Raw genomic sequence first — 20,868 nt, forward strand, 5'->3', positions numbered from 1 at the left:
TTCTTCACAATATGAAACATTTACCTTTTTCCAGCAGACACGCTTTTTATAGTTTACTATATGTTATACTTCAGTTTATTCCTGGTTTTGTATCGGCCACCGGCCCCCGGGTTGTCTGTACAACCACCTTTATCGCCGACATGGCGCAAAACATTGCCGGTGAATACGCCGAAGTGATATCGCTTATGCCACTGGGTGGCGACCCTCATATTTATGAGCCCGTGCCCGGTGACGCCAAAAAAATTGCTGAAGCTGATATTATTCTCAAAAACGGATTGACACTGGAAGGCTGGCTCAATGAAATGATTGACAACTCTGGAACCAATGCCTATGTAGTGACGATTTCAGACGGAGTCAAACCCATCCATAGTGCCCTGCATGAAAATGCGTTTGACCCCCATGCCTGGATGGATCCGCAAAATGCGCTAATCTATATCGCCAATATCCGCGATGCGTTGATACGGATAGCACCCGCACATGCTGCCGAATACAGAAAAAACTATGAAACCTATCGGGAAAAACTCCAGATACTGGATGATTATGTAACTGCGCAGATTTTACGGATACCTCCGGAGCATCGGGTCCTGGCAACTTCACATGATGCGTTTCGATATTATGGCAATCATTATGGACTTCAGGTAGTTTCTATTCTTGGGACTTCTACGGATGCTGAAGCCAGAATCGAAGATTATAACTTTCTCGTTTCCCTGATCAAAAAGTATAAAGTCCCTGCAATCTTTATCGAATCAACCATCAACCCCAAACTTCTGCTGCAACTGGCCGAAGACCTGGGAATAAAGATTGGTGGAAAACTCTACGCTGATTCGCTTGGCGATACAGAAAGTGGGGCAGACTCCTATGAAAAAATGATCCGCCAAAACACGGACCTGATTGTCGCCGGGCTGATGCGTGATGGCGCTATAAAAAGCGAGGAAAAAAGCCTGAGTTTTCTTTTTGTTATCCTGGCGTTGTTTATCCTCTCTTTTTCTGTAGTGGTAGTGAAGTTAAAAAATCCTTCAAAAACAGACCTTTCATGGGAAAACTACCATGTAGAAATACGGGGACTATCGGTTACTTATGACAGAAAAACTGCTGTATCTAATATTTTTATCGACATCGAGCCCGGCTATGTATATGGACTAATCGGGGGCAATGGTTCGGGTAAGTCAACCCTGTTTAAATCAATTCTCGGATTGGTAGAAGCTGATTCGGGCACCGTCAGCATAAACGGCGAAACGGTTGATTCTGTGAGGAAATATATTTCATACATCCCGCAGAAGGAAGAAATAGACTGGACTTTTCCTGCTACAGTATTTGATGTCGTTTTGCTGGGCCGTTACCCCCACCGGGAAGTATTTGACAGGTTACGCCCGGAAGACCGCAAAAAAGCAGAAAACGCGCTGATTCAGTTGGGTATATACGATCTGAAAGACAAACAAATCGGCGAGCTTTCAGGTGGTCAGCAGCAACGGGCGTTTATAGCGCGCGCTTTGTGCCAGGAAGCGGAACTGTATCTATTTGACGAACCCTTTGTGGGCGTTGATATTACTACAGAGAATAAAATCATAGAAATTGTCAAAGGCCTTGCCGCGCAGGGAAAACTGGTTGTGATCATTCACCATGACCTGGCAAAGGTTCGCGAATACTTTGACCGCCTGATCATGATCAATCAGCGCATTATCGCTATCGGAGATACGGAAGAAGTATTTACTGACGAAAACATCAAAAAAACCTATGGAGGTCGCCTGACAATCCTGCAAAAAACAGAAACGATTCTGTAAACCATGGAAAAAATCATCGAAGTTTTTCAATATGACTACGCCATCCGTGCATTGTATGCTTCGGCGATGGTCGGAATTATGTGCGGCATACTGGGGTGTTTTATCGTCCTGAAGAATATGTCGCTGATCGGAGACGCGCTTTCCCATGCTATTCTACCGGGGGTAGTAGCCGGATTTCTCCTCGCGGGCTACAGTTTACTGGGGTTTTTCACAGGTTCGGTTGTCGCTGGGTTACTGGCAGCCATATTGATTACCTGGATTCAGCGAAACGTCAAAACCCATGAAGATGCTGCGATCGGGATCGTATTTACCTCCATGTTTGCCATAGGGGTAATGGGTATTTCTTGGCTTACCCGCCAGGAGGGCGTACACCTGGATCTCAAAGATTTTCTGTTTGGAAATATCCTTGGAATCTCCGACCAGGATTTATGGATGACATTTTCCATTCTCCTGTTTACGGTATTGTGTGTTATTGTATTTTACCGGTACTTTTTTGTAACGACCTTCGAATCAGTAGTTGCACAGACACTGGGCATTTCGGTAAGCACTATGCATTATTTTCTGATGTTGTTGCTTTCCTTTGCAGTAGTGGCTTCCCTGCAGTCTGTAGGGGTCATCCTTGTCGTGGCCATGCTGATTACGCCAGCATCTACTGCTTATCTCCTGACGACACGATTGCAGCGAATGATTGTCATTGCCGCCTGTACCGGACTTTTATCTACGACATTGGGATTGTTGATTGCGATCTTTTTTGAGACAACCCCCGGACCCGCTATGACGGTGACCGCTACAGGGTTATATTTATCCGCAGTATTATTTTCCCCTCACAGAGGGATTGTCAGCCGATATGTGAAACGGATAAAAAACCGCAATCGGGTATTGCAGGAAGATATTTTAAAGCAAGCCGTGAGGCTTCATGAAAAAAAGCAGCTCACACCCGCAGCCTTGTACCAGAAAATCGATATAAATTCCTGGCGATTGAGAAACGTTTTACGCAAACTCCGCCAACAAGGTAATCTCACCTTTACACAAGGCCAGTTGAAATTAACCGATAAAGGAATTGAAGGTGGTTATGCACTCGTAAGAGCCCACCGTTTATGGGAAACGTATCTGGTAAAAGAAATGGGACTTAGCGAAGATCAGATTCACGATAACGCAGAAAAATACGAACATATTCTGACTGACGCCCTGGTCGATGAAGTGGCCCGGTCGCTGGGAAATCCGCATACCGACCCTCATGGTTCACCCATTCCAGAAAAATCAGGCCCCTTGCTCAAAAGCATGGCAACACTATCGAGCGGACAAAAAGCAAAAATCAGTTCCTATCAGATCAACCATCTGGTGCGGTCAGACCTTTGGAAGAGAGGAATTCGCCCCATGCTGGAATTTGAAATAGGAAAAGTTGATGAAGCAGAAATCGAAATAAATTTTGACGGGCAAAGTATCAGCATCCCTGTTTCTCTGGCACAGAAAATAAAGATCGAACACGTATAGGTAGGTTGTCTGGAGATAACAAAATGGTGTAGGTCAAACTATTAGGAGAGAATATTCGTTCACAAAATATGAAAAACTTAATTTTTACGTGTCTTACTTTTTTCATTTGTGCAAGAATGTGTGTCGCACAGAGCGGTGTATTTAAAGACCCGGCATATCGTGCTGAAGCGGAGAAGGGATTACGGTTTATGTATAATCTTGAGTTTGACCGGGCCGAATGGGTATTTACCAAACTCAAAAACCAACAGCCGGAGCACCCCGCAGGGTATTTTCTTTTGGGAATGAATCGTTATTGGCAGACTTATATCTCAGAGACCACACCTGACTATTACGATTATACCGAAAAACAGCTTGAGTTGTCGCTTGAAAAAAATAAAAAACTGGAAGGTAAACCGGATTTGCAAGCCGAATATGTCTTTTTTGAGTTTATGAACTATGCCCTGGAGGCAAGGTTGTATTCGTTGAGAAGAAACTGGTTTTCAGCGATAAATACGGCCAGAAAAATCCTGGGACCTGTTAAGGACGCATTAAAACTGGTAGATGAGTCGCCCGAAATGTATTTCATCGCAGGTATTTATCACTATTATGTAGCGACTTATCACAATTATTATCCCGTAGTGAGACCTTTCCTTGCTTTTTTCCCCGATGGCAATGAGCAACTCGGCCTGGCAGAAATAGAAAAGGCCGGACAAATTCCCAATTTCACCCAAACGGAGGCCCGCTTTTTCCTGACTTATATTTATTTAGATGAGGTCAAAAAAATGGGTAAAGGGCTGGAAGTAACCCAAAAACTCGTGGCTGAGTTCCCCATGAATACCTGGTTTCAGACTGATTATGCCCGGGCACTGATCAAAAACAATCGCTACGCAGAGGGAGAAAAAATCCTGCTGGCACAACAAAAAGCATTTGAGCAGCAATCCGGATGGAATAATCAGGTCATTTCCGCTATTAACTCCCGTTACACCACATTTCTGATGATAAAGGCTTACCATTATCAGGCAATCACTCAGATATATCTTCACAAAAACTACCCGGCGGCTATGGAATATATCAGGAAAAGTAACCAGATGGCCAAACTCGCAGGCGTAAAGGATGACAATTATCTCGCAGGAAATGAATATTACATGGGAGTCTGTTATGATAACCTGAGACAACGGGATGCGGCCGTTGCTGCTTACCGCAAAACGCTGGATATGGATGAAAATTCCGAGTACAAAGATCTTGCGAAACTGCACCTGAAAACGCCCCATTCCCCGGAAACCAGTTTTGGGAAGTAAGGCATTTGGGTAGTACTGGCTGAGTTTTCAGGATAAAATCTAAATGGGAAAATATTCTTACATTTGGAACCTGAAAATAAAAGCTAATTACTATGAATCGAATTGCATTCTTTTTATTGTCTTTGTCGCTGAGTATCCTGTTGGGATGTGCAGGAGATTCAGGCACAAACACCACTACTCAGGAAGAAGGCGGTGACTTTGTTTATAAAACCGAGCAGTTTGCCGATTTGAAAATCCTTCGGTATAAAGTTCCTGGTTTTGAGATTCTTCCCCTTCAGCAGAAAAAACTGTTGTATTTTCTTTCAGAAGCTGCGCTTTCCGGGAGAGATATCATTTGGGATCAGAATTTTAAATACAACCTCACCATCCGCCGTACACTGGAAGCCATTGTAAAATCAGCCAAAGCTGATGAGTCAGGCGATTACGCTAAGTTTATGGAATACACCAAGCGCGTATGGTTTTCCAATGGCATCCATCACCACTACGGAAACGAAAAGATTATGCCTGAATTTTCGGCGGAATACTTTGCCGGGCTCGTCAATCAGGCTGATCCTGCGTCCCTTCCATTGATGGATGGAGAAAGCGTCGAAACGTTTATTGCGAGAATTACCCCCATTATGTTTGATCCTGCGATTGCTGCCAAGAAGGTAAACCTGAGCCAGGATGTAGACAATGTCGAGAATTCTGCTGTAAACTTTTACGAGGGGGTTTCAGCTGCTGAAGTTGAAGCCTACTACAACGCGATGACCAATGAAAGCGATACAACGCCCATTTCCTATGGCCTGAATACAAAAGTGGTGAAGGAAAACGGAAAGGTTACAGAAAAAACCTGGAAAGTGGGAGGGATGTACTCCGACGCGATCGAAAAAGTAGTTTTCTGGCTGGAAAAAGCAATTGCTGTTGCTGAAGATCCTGCGCAGAAAAAATCCCTGGAACTGTTGGTCAAATACTACAAAACCGGTGACCTGAAAGTTTTTGATGAGTACAGTATCGCGTGGGTTGCCGACACAACCTCAGATATTGATGTGATCAATGGATTTATCGAAGTGTATAATGACCCCAAAGGGTATAAAGGTTCTTTCGAGTCTGTCGTTTCGATCCGGGACCCTGAGGCTACTAAGCGCATTGACGCGATCGGTAAAGAGGCCCAGTACTTTGAGGACAATTCCCCGCTGATGGAAAGCCACAAGAAGAAGAATGTAAAAGGGATTTCGGCACGGGTAATCAATGTGGTAATGGAGTCCGGCGATGCCGCACCTTCCACGCCGATTGGTATTAATCTCCCCAATGCCAACTGGATCCGCGCAGCACATGGCTCAAAATCAGTAAACCTTGCCAATATCGTCAGCGCGTATGACGAAGCTTCCAAAGGCAGCGGATTCCTTAAGGAGTTTGCTTATTCAGAAGAAGAAATCGAAAATGCCCGCAAGTATGGCTCCTATGCAGATATTCTCCACACAGATATGCATGAGGTAATTGGTCATGCTTCCGGTAAGATTGAGCCGGGTGTTGGTACTCCCAAAGAGACACTCCGCGGTTATGCCTCTACACTTGAGGAAGGAAGAGCAGATTTGGTCGCACTTTATTATATCTATGACCAAAAACTCATAGACATGGGACTGATGGAATCTATGGAGGTTGGCAAAACTGCCTATGATGACTATATCCTCAACGGTATGATGACTCAGCTTACCCGCCTCAAACTCGGCGATAATATTGAAGAAGCGCATATGCGCAACCGGGCATGGATTTCCCACTGGGCATTTGAAAAGGGACAGCCGGACAATGTGATTGAAAAAGTAACCCGTGATGGTAAAACCTATTTCAAAATCAACGATTATGACAAACTCCACGACATTTTTGGTCAGCTGCTTCGTGAAGTTCAAAGAATCAAGTCTCAGGGCGATTTTGAAGCAGCCAAAGCACTGGTCGAAAATTATGGGGTGAAAGTAGATCCTGTATTGCATGCAGAAGTGCTGGAAAGATATAAAAGTCTGAAATCTGCACCTTATTCGGGTTTTATTCAGCCAAAACTGGTGCCGGTAATGAATGGAGACGAAATCACCGACGTCCTGATAGAGTATCCTTCAGACTTTACAGAACAAATGCTGTATTACGGAGACCGGTATTCTTTTCTCCCCAACATCAACTAATAAAAAAAAACAGAAGCATTTCTTTTTAAGAGATGCTTCTGTCACCACAACATTATAGAAACCAGTCAAAAGAACATATCAAAACAAGACTGTTTCTCTGTAATACTCTTACAACGCCAAAAGCTGGCAATTGGTTTGCTTACTTAATGATGGACAGCCGTTTTACAGAAAAGGTTGTCTCTGTGGTTAACACGACAGTATAAATACCTGCCGCAAGGGTTTCCGCAGAAAAATCAATATCGTAAGTTCCAGCTGCCAGCTTTTCTTTTTTCGTTTCAAATACTGGCTTGCCGGCCATATCCAACACTACCAGACGTGCATTTCCTGACTGGCTGAGTGTGTAGCTCATAGTCGTAAATGAACTTGCAGGGTTAGGGAATACTGAAAGATTTTGATCAGCACGGATCAGATCATCTTTGATGCTGGTGGCAAGTGGAAGCAGGGTGCTTGTACCATCAGGAAGAACCAACAACAATCCAAAACCTTCTCCATTTTGGTTAGTGGCTGGGTCGAGGAAGCCGGAAGCCAAAATCAATCCTGCACCACCGCCCAGTCCTGTAACATCTGCATCAAATGTCGCTACCAGGGTCGTATTTTGACCCGCAGGGGTTATGCTAATGTCATAGTCTGCTGCCGGAACAGACAGGTAACCGGTGAAATCTGTGTATGCAGCGCCTGATACCAGTGCAGGTGTGCTGTAGTTTGCCAGTACGTCAACCGTTGGTGCATCAGTAGCGCCATGGAAAACTTTAATATCCACATTACTGCCAACAGCAGTCTCTCTTGCACTGTCAGCCACGAAAAGACCAAACGCTGTAGGAATGCCATCAGGGTTAACGGCAAAGCTTGCAGGCGAAATAACACCATTAGCAACTATGTGGTAACTGCCTCCTGATGCAAGGGATGCAGGAATTGTTGCAACCACACCATCTGTAATTCCGGTGCTGGTAGGCAGGGCAATCACAATATCCAGTTCGTAGCCGGTTGGCAGATCCACAAATGGAGTCGCTGTACGGAAGTCGAAATCGTCAAGTTTAATGGTATCGGCAAGCGCATTTACATACACATCCACAGTGGCAGCTGCTGGGTCGGCAGCATTGTGAATCACCTGTGCGCGGGCATTGCCTACGGGAGTCAGCGGGGCTACCGTTCCATCAGCAAAAGCGGCAAACAGACCAAATGCAGGGCCATTCATATTGGCAGCCGGGTCGAGGAAGCCGGAAGCAAATACCAGGGTTGCACCGCCTCCTAAAGTTGAAGCATCTACATAAAAAGGTGCAACGAGTGTACCGGGAGCGTTGGCACCGGTAACGTCAATGCGGTACTCCGCAGCAGGTACATTGAGGTATCCGGTAAAATTGCTGTAAGCAGCCGCAGGAACAACCGCTCCGCCGTTGGCATTAACCCCTACAGAGGGCGCGTCTGTGGCACCGTGGAGGACTTTGATATCTACGTTAGCATTGCCGCTGGCTTCTTTGGCACCTGCTTCCAGGAAGAGGGTAAAGCCCGTAGAAGCACCGTCTGGGTTAGCCGCAAACATGGTCGGATCGAGCACACCATTCGCTACAACCAGGTAAGACTCACCGTCCATCAGGGTAGGAGTGAAGGTCGCAATGGCCTCACTGGAAGAAGTGCTGGTCGGAGGCGCAATGCCAATGGATACAGGGTATCCGGCAGGCAGATCCACAAAAGGAGTCGCACCACGGAAAGCAAAGTCATCCAGTTTCAGTGAGTCGCTCAGATAATTGATGTACACATCGACCGTGGCCGCACCGGGGTCAGCAGAGTTGTGAATCACCTGTGCGCGGGCATTGCCTACGGGAGTCAGCGGGGCTACCGTTCCATCAGCAAAAGCTGCAAACAGACCAAATGCAGGGCCATTCATGTTGGCAGCCGGGTCGAGGAAGCCGGAAGCAAATACCAGGGTTGCACCACCTCCCAAAGTTGAAGCATCTACATAAAAAGGAGCAACGAGTGTACCGGGAGCGTTGGCACCGGTAACGTCAATGCGATACGCCGCAGCAGGTACGTTGAGGTATCCGGTAAAATTGCTGTAAGCAGCCGCAGGAACAACCGCTCCGCCGTTGGCATTGACCCCTACAGAGGGCGCGTCTGTGGCACCGTGGAGGACTTTAATATCTACGTTGGCATTGCCGCTGGCTTCTTTGGCACCCGCCTCCAGGAAGAGGGTAAAGCCCGTGGAAGCACCGTCTGGGTTAGCCGCAAACATGGAGGGGTCCAATACACCATTCGCTACAACCAGGTACGTTTCACCGTCCATCAGGGTAGGAGTGAAGGTCGCAATGGCCTCACTGGAAGAAGTACTGGTTGAAGGTGCAATGCCAATGGATACAGGGTATCCGGTAGGCAGATCCACAAAAGGAGTCGCACCGCGGAAAGCAAAGTCATCCAGTTTCAGTGAGTCGCTGACATAATTGATATACACATCCACCGTGGCCGCACCGGGGTCAGCAGAGTTGTGGATTACCTGAGCACGTGCGTTGCCTACAACAGGAAGTTCGATGACGGTTCCATTGGCCAATGCAGCAAAAAGTCCAAAAGCTGCACCGTTCATATTGTTGGCAGGATTGAGAAACCCTGAGGCAAATACTACGGCTGACCCACCACCAAGACCCGAAAGGTCGGCGTAATAGGATGCAACAATGGTTGAGTTATTTGTTGCAGGCGTTACGTTCAGAATATATTCCGCCGGAGGGACAGAAGCATAGCCGCTGAATGTTCCGTAAGCGAGGTTGTCAATGAGTGGGGTAGTGCCAAAGTTGACAAGTGCGTCAACATCAGGCGCATCTGTTGCACCGTGAGCCACAACAATATCTACGTTACCACCAGTCCCTGTTGTTTGAGCTGGAGTTAGCACTTTCAGGTCAAATCCTATTGCAGTGGCACCATTGACGGTTGCATCAAACATAGCGGGATTGAGAACACCCGTAGCAACCACCACATATTTTTCATTGGAGGTAAGGGTGAAAGGGAAGGTAGCCAAAATGTCGCCAGGGCCGGTACTGTTACCGGGAGCGATGCCCACATTGACCGTAACACCGGCAGGAAGCTGGATAAAAGGCGTTGCTTCCCGAAATTTAAAATCTGGCACTGCAGGCGTAGGGCCGGCATTGATATAAATATCCACGCTGTCGGCTGCCGGATCTGCAGCATTGTGGATGATCTGTACATCTGCAAACTGCGCAAATGTTTTTAATGAAGGAAAAGCAAAGAGCATCCCTATCACTAATGGTAGCATTAGCTTTTTCATAAAATAGTTGAGTTTTGAGTGAATGGTTAAGTTGAGTACGAGAAAATGAGTATTAAAAATATTTTGTTTAATTCCTGAATAAAAAAGACTTCCCGGACCATTCCGGCTGAAACAGACGGTGGAGAGCAGGCCCGGGAGCCTTTGGTTAATGTGCCGTAATGGCACAGAACACTAAACCAACCTTAAAAAACCATGAGAAACATTTTACCTTAAAATTACTTTTTGCACTTCCCTTCCAGCGGCATGTTCCAGTTCGACCAGATACATGCCTGCCGGCAGGGTTGAAATATCGAGTTTGAATTTGGTTGCTGAGTTTATTTCTGATTGATGCCATACTTTCCCCTGGATGTCCCGCATACGAAGTGTTGATTTTTCCCAAAAAGGAAGATCAGTCTCGACATACATCAGCGTGTGTACGGGGTTGGGGAAGACTTTGAAGATAGATGATTTGTCTATCTGTCTGTCATTTGCCAACGAAATCACAGAATGAGATGAAACATTGCTCACCGGAATAGAAACACCCGCCTTATCTACAAGTGAAATCCGTTCTATTTGTATTCCGATATCCTCTAGCCCCTCTTTTTTCCCTGTAATATCATCAATCATGATGGTGATGTCCGCGATTCTGCCATAACCTGCCACTGCCAGATGATTGGTTCGGGTAATGCCCACATCTACCTGCCCGTCAAGATAAAAGTCTTTGTCTATCGCCTCCAGATCCACGTGCAGATTTCCCAACCAGGAACTATCATAGCTTACAATCACAGAACCAGAATCAACGATTGCGCCATCATAAGCTAAGCTAAAAGCTATCCCGTACACACTGTCTGCAGGTTGTGCTTCTGTACCAAGCATAATTGCACCCGTAACAATATCTCCCGGTTCAAAGTTTCCTTGCGGGAAAACCACATAGATAGGAATACCTTCCGTAACTACAGGGCTTCCCCCCGGAGACTGCACAGGATTAAAATAGTTTTTCCCAATGGCAAAAAAGTCATTCGCATCCACAACGCCGTCTCCATCGGTGTCTGAGTGCACATAGTTTAATCCGGAAGCAAACGCCTGTGTCCACGCCGGCGCTCCCTGCCCAATGAAGTTGGTGTGAGCGTCTGGCCGAACCATCCCCTGTGCGCCATAAGTAAGCCCCAGAATCAGCACGTCTGTGTTGTCGGCTACGCCATCTCCATTGGCATCACCTGGCCATACACATTCCGGCATTCCCATGACAAGGATACTGTCTGTAACTGTTGTACCGAGTATATCCGTAACACTTAAAATATACACAGATTCCCCCCCAGCAGTCAAAATCGCCAAAGACTGGGTTGTATCGCCTGTATTCCAAAGAAACGTGTAGGGACCGACCCCACCATTAATCGTTGCATTCAACATAAAAGGTTCTCCCTGGCACAGATACAAAGTGTCAGAAGGGAACGAGACCGAAAGGTTTGCAAGAACTTTTCCATTGGAAACCCAACAGATTAAACCAGTTATTAGTAAAGTAATCCAGTGTTTCACGAGGTTGATGTTTTAAGGTTTTGTCTAATGTTCACGACTAAATAATCGATAAATCGGGGGAATTGTTTAAACAAACTTTGTACAGATTTTTTCAATTCTGGGATATAAAGCAAAAAGAATATTTTTATAAATCGCTCATATTCAAAAACAAATACCCACAATCAATGGTTTATTCTGTAAAATAATTGTTTAACAATGTCTCAGCGAAGGTTAATCAAAATGCTTTTACCCCTGACTGCCACGGAAATCCGGCAGTTTCTCACCTATGTAGAGTCACCCTATTTCAACCGCAATGAAAAACTTGTGAAGCTGGCGGCATATCTGCACAAACTCTATCCCCATTTTCCGGAAAAAAAACTTACTCATGAGATTTTGTTCAAAGTGTTGTATGGAAAAACTGCCCCGGTAAATGAGCAGCAGGTGCACGACCACCTTTCGTTGCTGCTCAGGCTGCTTGAAGACTTTTTTGCCCAGATGGCATTTGAGGACGATCCCGGCGGAAAATTTACCTGCCTGCTCACAACACTTCGAAACAAAAATTTACCCAAACACTTTTACCGGGTTTACCAAAAAGCAGAAGACCAATTGCTAACGGAAACCCCATTTACCGATGACTATCTCCACCTCCATCGTATTGAACAGCAGGCAGAGGCTTTCTCCGGGCAGTTTCAAAACCGGGGGGCCAACCAACTCTTGCAGGATCAACTCACCCATTTGGATATATACTTTCTATCTGTAAAGCTCCGGACCACCTGTGAAATGCTCAACCGGAGCAATATCATCAAAACAGAATATAAGTCAGAAATGTCCCGGGAAATCCACAGCTATCTGCTCCATGGAAACAGCCCCTATCTGAATATTCCCTTTATCGCGATATATTTTCAGATTTACCTTACCCTTACAGAGCCAGAAAATCAGGTGTATTATCAAAATCTGGCAGAAGGATTGCGCCGATATGCCGGCAAACTACCTGCGTCAGAAGCCTATACGATGTATGCTTTTGCGCAGAATTACTGTATCAAACAGATCAACCGCGGCAATCCTCAGTACCTTCACGAGCTTTTTATGCTTTACCAGCAGCTTTTGGCAGAAGGGATTTTGTTGGAAAGTGGATTTCTTGCCCCCGAGCATTATAAAAACATCACCACTGTCGGACTCCGGATGAAGGCGTTTGACTGGGTGACAGAATTTTTGGAAACATACAAAGACAAACTCCCGCATGAATCCAGGGAAAACGCTTACAATTACAATCTGAGTGTATTTTACTATGAAAAAGGACAGTATCGGGAGGCGATGAAACTCCTGCAGCAGGTTGACTTCTCCGATGTGTATTACCATTTAGGGGCAAAGTCTGTATTGCTGAAAGTATTTTTTGAGATGCAGGACGACGATTCGCTCAAATACCACATATTAGCGTTTAAGGCATTTTTGAAGCGAAACAGAAGGATTTCCAGCTTTCATTATGAAGGACATCTGAACTTATTGCTCATGGTCAGTAAGGTAGCCAGAATACGAAGAATGAAACCCCGGCTGATGGTGGAGGAATTTGAGCTTCGGAGAAGCGAATTATTAGCCAATATCAAAGCTGCGGGAAACATTCCCAATGCCAGTTGGCTCAGGCAGCAAACTGAAAAATTATAGGGAAGACAGTTTGGTCAGCAATTCACGTGCTTCTTCCACGGAGCGAAGCTTAAATTTTGCCTGCGTTTGTGCCAGCCCAACTTTGACTGTATAAGCGTGTTTGGGTACTGCATTGAAGGTATCCTCGTCAGTATGGTCATCTCCGATGGCAAGAATAAAGTCCCACTTCTTGCGGTTGAGCCAGATAGAAGCGGCTTTCCCTTTGTTTACCCCTGCATTTCTAATCTCTACCACTTTATTTCCTTCCAAAACCTGAAGATCGTGGTTTGCGGTAAGGTAGATCAGTTCATCCCGAATCTCCCGCACCCTGTTTGCCCCCAATTCATTATCAATTCGCCGATAATGCCAGGCAAGCGTATAGTCTTTTTCTTCGATAAACGAACCGGGCGTCCGCTGTACCAGATTTTCCAGCAAAGGCATGACGGCAGGTTTCCAGGTGTCGATGACATTTTCATTGAGCTGCCAGTCATTATTCCGCCAAAGCCATACCCCATGCTCAGAGACTATTTCAATTCCTGCATCTCCAAACCATTCCTTCAATGTATGCCGGTCCCGCCCGCTAATGATGACCACGTAGGTATCTTTCTGATTTTTTAGCAGCCGGAGCGTTTCAAGCAAATGTTCATCAGGAGAAGCTGCCGAAGGCTCATTTTTAAAACCAACCAGTGTGCCGTCATAGTCGAGCAACAACAATCGGGAGGATGCGGACTGAAAATCGTGAATCAGTTTTTCAAGACTACCCTCATTTAGAAGCTTGGTCTGGCGGTCTTTCTGGAGTTTTTTCACTTCGGTAAGTTGTTGAATAAAGTTATTTGCCCAGTGTTTGATGTTATACTGGGACAAGCGTCGCTGCATTTCGGTCAGTGTCCTTGCCTGTTCTTCCTCACTCATTTCCATCGCTGTAGTGAGCGCCCTTTCAATGTCATTGATGTCGTTGGGATTAATAATCAGGGCATCAGACAATTCGGAGGAAGCACCTGCCATTTCACTTAAGATGAGTACGCCTCTTTTGCTATCCTCTTTGGTTGCGACAAATTCTTTTGCAACCAGATTCATCCCGTCCCGGAGAGGTGTTATCAGTGCTATATGGGAAGACCGGTAGAGGGCGATAAGACTATTGAAAGGGAAAGATCGGTAATAGTACCGGATAGGAATCCAGTTAAATGTACCATAAGATCCGTTGATCCGCCCGACCAATTCGTCAATTTCCACTTTCAGAGACTTGTATTGCGCAACATTGGAGCGGGAGGGTACCACAATCAGCACCAGTGAGACCTTGCCGTGATATTTTTTATTTCTTTTGAGAAACAGCTCGTAGGCTTTGATCCTTTGCGGGATTCCTTTCGAATAATCCAGGCGGTCTATCGAGAGAATCAACTTCTGCTTTTGGCTGTACTCACGTATATACCGCACTTCTTCCGAAACTGCTTCCTCCTGGTCGGGATGTGCATATTTTTCATAATCAATCCCCATTGGGAATACATCGACATTGGCGATGCGGTTGTCAACCATCAGCTTACCAAAACTGTGCTCATAGCCGGTAATGCGATACGCCGCGCTGAGAAAGTGCCGCATATAGCCAAAAGTATGAAAGCCAATCTGGTCTGCACCGGCTATGCCTTCGAGTAGTTCTTCCCGCCAGGGCAGGGTACGAAAAATTTCATATGAAGGGAACGGAATATGGAGAAAAAAACCAATCGACAAATCCGGAAACTCTTTGCGAAGCATGCCCGGGACCAGCATCAGTTGGTAATCGTGAATCCAGACCGTATCGTCTTTTTCAATCGTAGCGGCTACAACATTTGCAAAATGCTGGTTGACAGACTTATACGCATTCCAGTATTCGTCCCGGTAAACCGTATACTGGGTAAAATAGTGGAAGTGCGGCCATATCGTTTTATTACTGAAGCCCTCATAGAAATCTTCGACTTCCTGCTGACTGAGAAATACCGGCACCATGCCATCACGGTAAAACTGGTAGGAGATGGATTCTCTTTCCAGTTCGTCCTCTACAGGATTACCCGGCCAGCCAACCCATATTCTTTTTGAAGGACTGTCCAGCGATTTCAATCCGGTAGCCAGTCCGCCGGCACTGGGATGATAAATCAATTCACCCTGTTTACGGTCAATGGTTACAGGCAAGCGGTTGGAAACAATGATAATTCGCGACATATGTAAAACAAATTACCGGCTATCATAGCAAAGTTGCAACTAAATCCGCGATTTGTTACAGATTCGTTTCTAATTGCGATTATTTGAAATATGATTACTTTTGCGAAAGCAATTTTCTACCGATACAATTAATGAGAGTTCACTTCATTGCACTGGGAGGAAGCATTATGCATAGTCTGGCTATTTCACTGGCTCAGACCGGATATCAGGTGAGTGGGTCCGATGATCAGATCTATGACCCTGCCTATACAAAGTTGAAAAACGCCGGCCTTCTTCCTGAAAAGGAAGGCTGGGATCCGGACAGAATCACGGAAGATATTGATGCAGTAGTGCTTGGGATGCATGCGTTTGACGATAACCCTGAACTTAATCGTGCCAAAGCACTGGGGTTAAATATTGTCTCTTTCCCCGAATTTATCTATCAGCAGTCGCTCAACAAACACCGCATTGTTGTTGCCGGAAGTTATGGTAAAACTACGGTTACCTCTATGATTATGCATGTGTTGCGGGGAGTGGGGCGAAAGTTTGACTATATGGTCGGGGCCGAAGTACCGGGCTTTGACAATCCGGTAAGGATTACGCCTGATGCGCCGCTGATCGTCATGGAGGGCGATGAATACCTCGCGTCCAAACTCGATATGCGGCCAAAATTTCTCCTGTATCACCCACATATTGCAGTTATTACGGGTATCTCGTGGGATCATATCAATGTTTTCCCTACTGAAAAAGAGTATAACTATCAGTTTGCCCGACTCCTTCAGTCTATGGAAAAGGCGGCAGATATTATCTACAACCAGGAGGATAAACTTCTGTCTGCCATGGTAAAAGAATACGTGGATGAGTCCTGCCAGTATCCGCATCCTTTTTCGGTACCTTCCTACAAGGTCAGAGAGGGCATATATGAGATCAAAATTGAGGGCGAGAAGGCAGCAGTCAAAATGATCGGCAAACACAATATGGCCAATATTGCTGCTGCCTGGGAGGTATGTAACCTCCTGAGTGTGGAGATTACTGATTTCATGAAACATATTGCCACCTTCACAGGGGCAGCACTCCGGATGGAGACTGTTTCCGATACGCCGGGAAAGCTTATCATTAAAGACTATGCGCATGCACCGGCAAAAGTGGAGGCTACTGTAGCAGCTGTAAGGGAAAAGTTTAAAGGGCAGAATCTTATTGCCTGCGTTGAGCTCCATACTTTTTCCAGCCTCAATAAAAACTACCTCCCACTGTATAAAAATACGCTGAAAAAAGCCGACCATAAGATCGTGTATGTCAATCCCCATGCGCTTGAAAAACGACGCATGCCAGCCATATCACATTCTGACCTGACAGCAGCTTTTGGAGAAAAATCGCTGGTCTATGCAACCAGTCCCGATGAACTCCGGGCGGCCATTAAACAAGCGGTGACAGGCAATGATGTGATCCTGATGATGTCTTCAGGCAATTTTGGAGAGACAAACCTCGCCGACCTGGGGTAGTGGCTATTGTTGAGTTAGCGTATTATGAATGGTTTCCAGCAAACCGCCCTGATTTTTGTCCCCTGACAATTGCCAGAACATGATTCCCCCCAGTTTATGCTCCTGTGCGTAGCGGGTTTTGGTAGCAATAGAGCTAAGGTCGTCGAAAGTTGCAAACAATTGCTTGTCCGCATTATACGCATAGGGAGCTTGTGCCACAGAGTCCCAGTAGATTACAAATCCAGGATTTTCCTCAAAAAAAGAATCCAGACGATTGTACCGGACAGATTGCTTAAATTTTCCGGGGTGATAGAGGCCATGATCTTCGTCTGCAACATTTTCCCATACCCTGGCATAAAAAGCAGCACCGATGACCATCTTTTGCGTGGAAACACCGATTGAATCCAGATAATGAACGGCATGGTCTGTAGATTCAACCTGCCCCGTCGTCGAAAACAAAGCGGTATGATGCCCCGTCGTTGGGCTGTTTCCATTGATCAGATCATAGGTCATGAGATTTACGTTGTTTACCAGGGGCATCACCTGGTCCCATTCCACAGATTCCGCTAAAAATTTCTCAAATCCGCCTGCGGCAAAGCTGATAATAAAATCCTCGCCGAGCGTTTCCCGCAATTCCTTTACCAGCAGCGTGAAATTGTGTTTGTCTTCCGGTTTATAGGGATGGTCAGGATACCCCGAAATGGCCGGATATTCCCAGTCCAGGTCGAGACCATCTATATTAAAATCTTGTGCCAGCGATTTGACCGATTGAGAAAATTCTTTTCGCCCGGCCTCCGACGAAAACACCTCTGAGCAGGTTTCGCAGCCACCCCAACCTCCCAGTGAAAGCAAAATTTTCAGTTTTGGATGGGAAGATTTAAGCGCAACCAGCTGTTCAATCGCTGTTGTGTCTTCCGCATTGTCAATGGTAAGTTTATTTCCGGACAGATGACAAAAGCTGTGAATGATCTGATCCAGGGCCTGTATCTGATAGTCGTCGCCATTGATCGGTTTGCCACTGTAGTAGGCTATCACTTTTGTACCGGAATCAGCGGCTTCATCAGTTGGTCCGGAGGCCGGGGGTTGGCAGGCAGACAGAACGCAAAATCCGTAAATCAGGATGAGGAAAAATTGGGTGTAGATAGTTTTCATAAAAAGGTAGTTAGTCTTCGAATATAAATCTTTTCGCAGGAAAAAACCTAAAGTACAGCAATCGTGCAAATGCGCTTCATGGTAAAAACATGTGAAAAACTTGTGGAAATCGTATGTGCCTGAATCTGAGCAGGAAAGCAGAAACAAGCATTTTGGGGGTAAACAATGAACAGGGAACGGCGTAAATTGAGGTATCCTCTGGCTGAAGATTGTTCCACCCTTTTAACACAAAATGCTATGCTGAAAAACCGTACACAAATCCGGAAGCAGCCGGTAAAAGCTGGAAAAGCGATTACGCTGCAACTGCCTGCATTGAACCTGCGTTCCCTTCGGTTGAAAGGTCTGGCACTGCTGATAGTCATGAGTAATATGGGCACGCATTATTTGCTGAACCCCCGTTTTCCCGGCCAAAAACCACCCGCAGAGCGTTTGTATCTGTTGGGAGAAGCGCAGCGGTATATTGCAGACCTGGAAGCATTTGAGACCAGGGTACGGCTTGCAGCGAGAAACCTTCAGGTTCCACCCGAATGGCTGATGGCAGTCATCTTTTCCGAGTCTGGATTTGACAGTTCAGCGCTAAACCGAAAAGGGAGTGGGGCAGTGGGATTGATCCAGTTTATGCCTGCTACGGCAAAGGAATTGAAAACCGGAGGCGTATCACTGGCAGAGATGGATCCGGTAACACAGCTGGATTATGTTGAGCAATATTTTACCCAGGTAAGGGAGCGTTATGGCGCCTATGCAAGCCTCACAGATTTTTATCTGGCCGTGTTGTATCCCAAGGCAAGAGGGGAGGAGGATTACTGTTATGCCTTGTATGCCGCCCCTTCACAGGCCTATCAGCAGAATAAAGGATTGGATGAAAACCGGGATGGCGTTGTGACGGTGAGTGATATTGACAAGCGGATGCGGCGATTGTTTACAAAAGCCTATGAGAAAAGTCCGGAAGTAGAGTGAAAAGAAATGGCGGGTCATACGGCCCGCCATTTTTATCTATCAGATAAACACGCAAACACCATTAAAAAAAATAGGTGAGTTGCGTTTTAGGTTTTGTATGAGCACGGGTTGCAGGGTTTACCAGGCTGGCAATTTTGGTTATGATGGAGAGGTAAACAATCCAGGCAACAGAAATCAAGAAAAAAATCGCGAGTGTAAGCATGGTATATAAAGATTAGTTTGTTGTAACTAATCTTATGACAGGGCCAAAGACCAAAGGTCACAATTAGTCGGTAAGTTTAAATTCAAACCAGATGGTAACCCAGGCATTCATAGGTTTTCCATGGAAGGTAGCGGATTCGAAGCGCAGTTTATAAATATGCGGGTCAACTGCTTCGCGAAAGAATCGCGCATTTTCCGTGAGGTATTCATGACTGACAATTCTGCCTTTTTTATCGATGAGGACACGAACGGGTAGTTCTCCCTGTATACCATTGTTGCGGGCAGATTCGGGGTAATGGATGAGCGATTTAACCTGAGCGAGATTTTTAGGTTTAGGTGTGGTCGTACTGGCAAAAGCCTTTTTGAGCGAATCGGGGGTATTGTAGGAGGGTAGGGGGGCGCCTCCGGCGGAGAAAGCAGAGAATGCTCCGGCAAGGAGGACAGCGCAAGCCAAAAAGATTTTGAAGTAGTTTTGCATCGTCTGGTTTTGTTAACAATTTCTTAACATAAAGATAACAATAAGGAAACGAATTGCAAGTAAAAAAAGTTGCTGTAGCAAAAGAATTTTGAATTACAGGATGGGCAGAAAATATGGAAAGAATTCCCTTGGCGGTACCCAGTTTTGGTTTAGCCTGTTTTGTCCCATAATTTATATTATGTTAACTAATTGATATAAAAAAAATGCGTACCAGAAATTTTCCTGGTACGCGGCCGATTTCCATTACAGGATTTACTTCTCCACAAAAAATCTTGACGAGAAACTGATTTCCGGATTTTCTCTGCTACGTATTCTGATATAGTAGTAGCCTACCGGCCACTCTTCTGTATTAAAGTAAAGATAATTTTGCTCTACCCCGGTCGTCATTTCTACAATGGTTTCACCGGCCTGGGATATTACCCATACATCGAGACATTCTCCGCCGTCCTGGCAATACTTGGAAAAATCTCCTTTCACAATAAAATGGTCTGTTGCCGGATTTGGATAAATATATAGTTGCCGGGATACCAATTCGAGATCAGGTGAACTGGATAAAGTACCTTTCAACAGGGCTTTACCTTTTTCGCTTTGCCCCAAAAGATTGGGTGCTGTGATCGTAAGAAATGCTAGTGTGGCGACGATAAATAAAAGCTGCTTCATTGTAATTATATAGATGTTGATATTAGATGTTCTTTCCATGAGATAAGAGCTGACTCTACCTTCTCAAATTCCTCGAGTATTTTTGTATATAGCAGATCAGCATTCGCCATATCTTCCATTTTTCCCTTCAACTCCATTTCTGCACACATTTCTGAAAAACCCAGGGCTCCCAACTGTGCATTTGAGGACTTGAGTGCATGTGCGGCTTCCCGTACCTGTTTTGCATTTCCTATTTGGAGGCCGTTTTCTATTTCTTTCAATAACTCAGGACTGGACAGAATCAATGTATCTACCAGGTCGGCGATCATTTCAGCGTCACCATCCATGAGATCTTCTATCGTAGCACGCGCTGTGCTATCCAGATAGTTCCATGATATTTGTGTTGTCAGCATACTCAGATTTCGTTTGAGTTTGTTTTAATACAAGAATAGTTTGGTATTACGTATTTCCCAAACAATAAATAATCCATAAATAACCTAATGTGATTATTCGATTTACTTTCCCAATCGTCCCCTAATCGATCAAAACAGGCATTTTTCACGTTTTACCACGACAAATCCGGAGAAACCTAACACTCATCCCCTCAATTTTTCCTCCCTCCTACCCCCATGCTAAAATAAATTGCCGGATTAGTTGGATATGATTGCCAAAAATAT

General features: G+C 45.4%; 14 protein-coding genes. 7 read left to right on the forward strand and 7 right to left on the reverse strand.

Features of this window, described 5'->3' with window-relative positions; genetic code table 11:
• The first annotated feature begins 11 nt into the window (after positions 1-11).
• The 4 genes from R3D00_17465 to R3D00_17480 all read left to right on the forward strand — a co-directional run bounded on the left by R3D00_17465 (position 12) and on the right by R3D00_17480 (position 6,705).
• Complete coding sequence (locus R3D00_17465) at positions 12-1,781, forward strand: zinc ABC transporter substrate-binding protein (GenBank protein MEZ4774976.1); 1,770 nt, start codon at positions 12-14, stop codon at positions 1,779-1,781.
• A 3-nt stretch (positions 1,782-1,784) separates the two neighbouring features.
• The gene (locus R3D00_17470) at positions 1,785-3,275 is read left to right on the forward strand and encodes an iron chelate uptake ABC transporter family permease subunit (GenBank protein ID MEZ4774977.1); all 1,491 of its coding nucleotides are present in this window, start codon (positions 1,785-1,787) and stop codon (positions 3,273-3,275) included.
• Between the two features lie 68 nt (positions 3,276-3,343).
• A complete protein-coding gene (locus tag R3D00_17475) occupies positions 3,344-4,552 on the forward strand; it encodes a hypothetical protein (GenBank protein ID MEZ4774978.1) in 1,209 nt (402 codons plus the stop codon).
• A gap of 92 nt (positions 4,553-4,644) precedes the next feature.
• Positions 4,645-6,705, forward strand: coding sequence for a dihydrofolate reductase (locus R3D00_17480; protein MEZ4774979.1), 2,061 nt, complete (start codon positions 4,645-4,647; stop codon positions 6,703-6,705).
• A gap of 139 nt (positions 6,706-6,844) precedes the next feature.
• Here the strand turns inward: R3D00_17480 and R3D00_17485 are convergent, their stop codons facing one another.
• Positions 6,845-9,976 carry a DUF4397 domain-containing protein gene (locus R3D00_17485; GenBank protein ID MEZ4774980.1) on the reverse strand — a complete coding sequence of 1,044 codons (3,132 nt, stop codon included), beginning with the start codon at positions 9,974-9,976 and terminating at the stop codon, positions 6,845-6,847.
• A 204-nt stretch (positions 9,977-10,180) separates the two neighbouring features.
• Positions 10,181-11,365, reverse strand: a complete 1,185-nt coding sequence (locus R3D00_17490) for a T9SS type A sorting domain-containing protein (GenBank protein MEZ4774981.1) — start codon at positions 11,363-11,365, stop codon at positions 10,181-10,183.
• 321 nt (positions 11,366-11,686) lie between these two features.
• Between R3D00_17490 and R3D00_17495 the strand changes: the two genes are divergently transcribed.
• The gene (locus R3D00_17495; GenBank protein MEZ4774982.1) at positions 11,687-13,132 is read left to right on the forward strand and encodes a hypothetical protein; all 1,446 of its coding nucleotides are present in this window, start codon (positions 11,687-11,689) and stop codon (positions 13,130-13,132) included.
• Here R3D00_17495 and R3D00_17500 read toward each other — a convergent pair.
• Positions 13,127-15,304, reverse strand: coding sequence for a bifunctional alpha,alpha-trehalose-phosphate synthase (UDP-forming)/trehalose-phosphatase (locus R3D00_17500; protein MEZ4774983.1), 2,178 nt, complete (start codon positions 15,302-15,304; stop codon positions 13,127-13,129). The two genes, R3D00_17495 and R3D00_17500, sit on opposite strands and share 6 nt — an antisense overlap.
• 131 nt (positions 15,305-15,435) lie before the next feature.
• On the opposite strand from R3D00_17500, the gene R3D00_17505 reads away from it, so the two are divergent.
• A complete protein-coding gene (locus R3D00_17505; protein MEZ4774984.1) occupies positions 15,436-16,785 on the forward strand; it encodes a Mur ligase family protein in 1,350 nt (449 codons plus the stop codon).
• A gap of 3 nt (positions 16,786-16,788) precedes the next feature.
• Here the strand turns inward: R3D00_17505 and R3D00_17510 are convergent, their stop codons facing one another.
• The gene (locus tag R3D00_17510) at positions 16,789-17,916 is read right to left on the reverse strand and encodes a glycoside hydrolase family 18 protein (GenBank protein ID MEZ4774985.1); all 1,128 of its coding nucleotides are present in this window, start codon (positions 17,914-17,916) and stop codon (positions 16,789-16,791) included.
• 237 nt (positions 17,917-18,153) lie between these two features.
• On the opposite strand from R3D00_17510, the gene R3D00_17515 reads away from it, so the two are divergent.
• Positions 18,154-18,873 carry a lytic transglycosylase domain-containing protein gene (locus tag R3D00_17515; GenBank protein MEZ4774986.1) on the forward strand — a complete coding sequence of 240 codons (720 nt, stop codon included), beginning with the start codon at positions 18,154-18,156 and terminating at the stop codon, positions 18,871-18,873.
• Positions 18,874-19,138: 265 nt separating this feature from the next.
• On the opposite strand, the gene R3D00_17520 is transcribed toward R3D00_17515, so the two are convergent.
• The 3 genes from R3D00_17520 to R3D00_17530 form a co-directional block, all read right to left on the reverse strand.
• A complete protein-coding gene (locus tag R3D00_17520; GenBank protein MEZ4774987.1) occupies positions 19,139-19,552 on the reverse strand; it encodes an energy transducer TonB in 414 nt (137 codons plus the stop codon).
• A 252-nt stretch (positions 19,553-19,804) separates the two neighbouring features.
• A complete protein-coding gene (locus tag R3D00_17525) occupies positions 19,805-20,212 on the reverse strand; it encodes a T9SS type A sorting domain-containing protein (protein ID MEZ4774988.1) in 408 nt (135 codons plus the stop codon).
• A gap of 5 nt (positions 20,213-20,217) precedes the next feature.
• Complete coding sequence (locus R3D00_17530) at positions 20,218-20,604, reverse strand: Hpt domain-containing protein (GenBank protein ID MEZ4774989.1); 387 nt, start codon at positions 20,602-20,604, stop codon at positions 20,218-20,220.
• Positions 20,605-20,868 lie beyond the last annotated feature (264 nt).

It is taken from the genome of Bacteroidia bacterium (assembly GCA_041391665.1).
In the GTDB taxonomy this organism is placed as follows: Bacteria; Bacteroidota; Bacteroidia; order J057; family J057; genus JAGQVA01.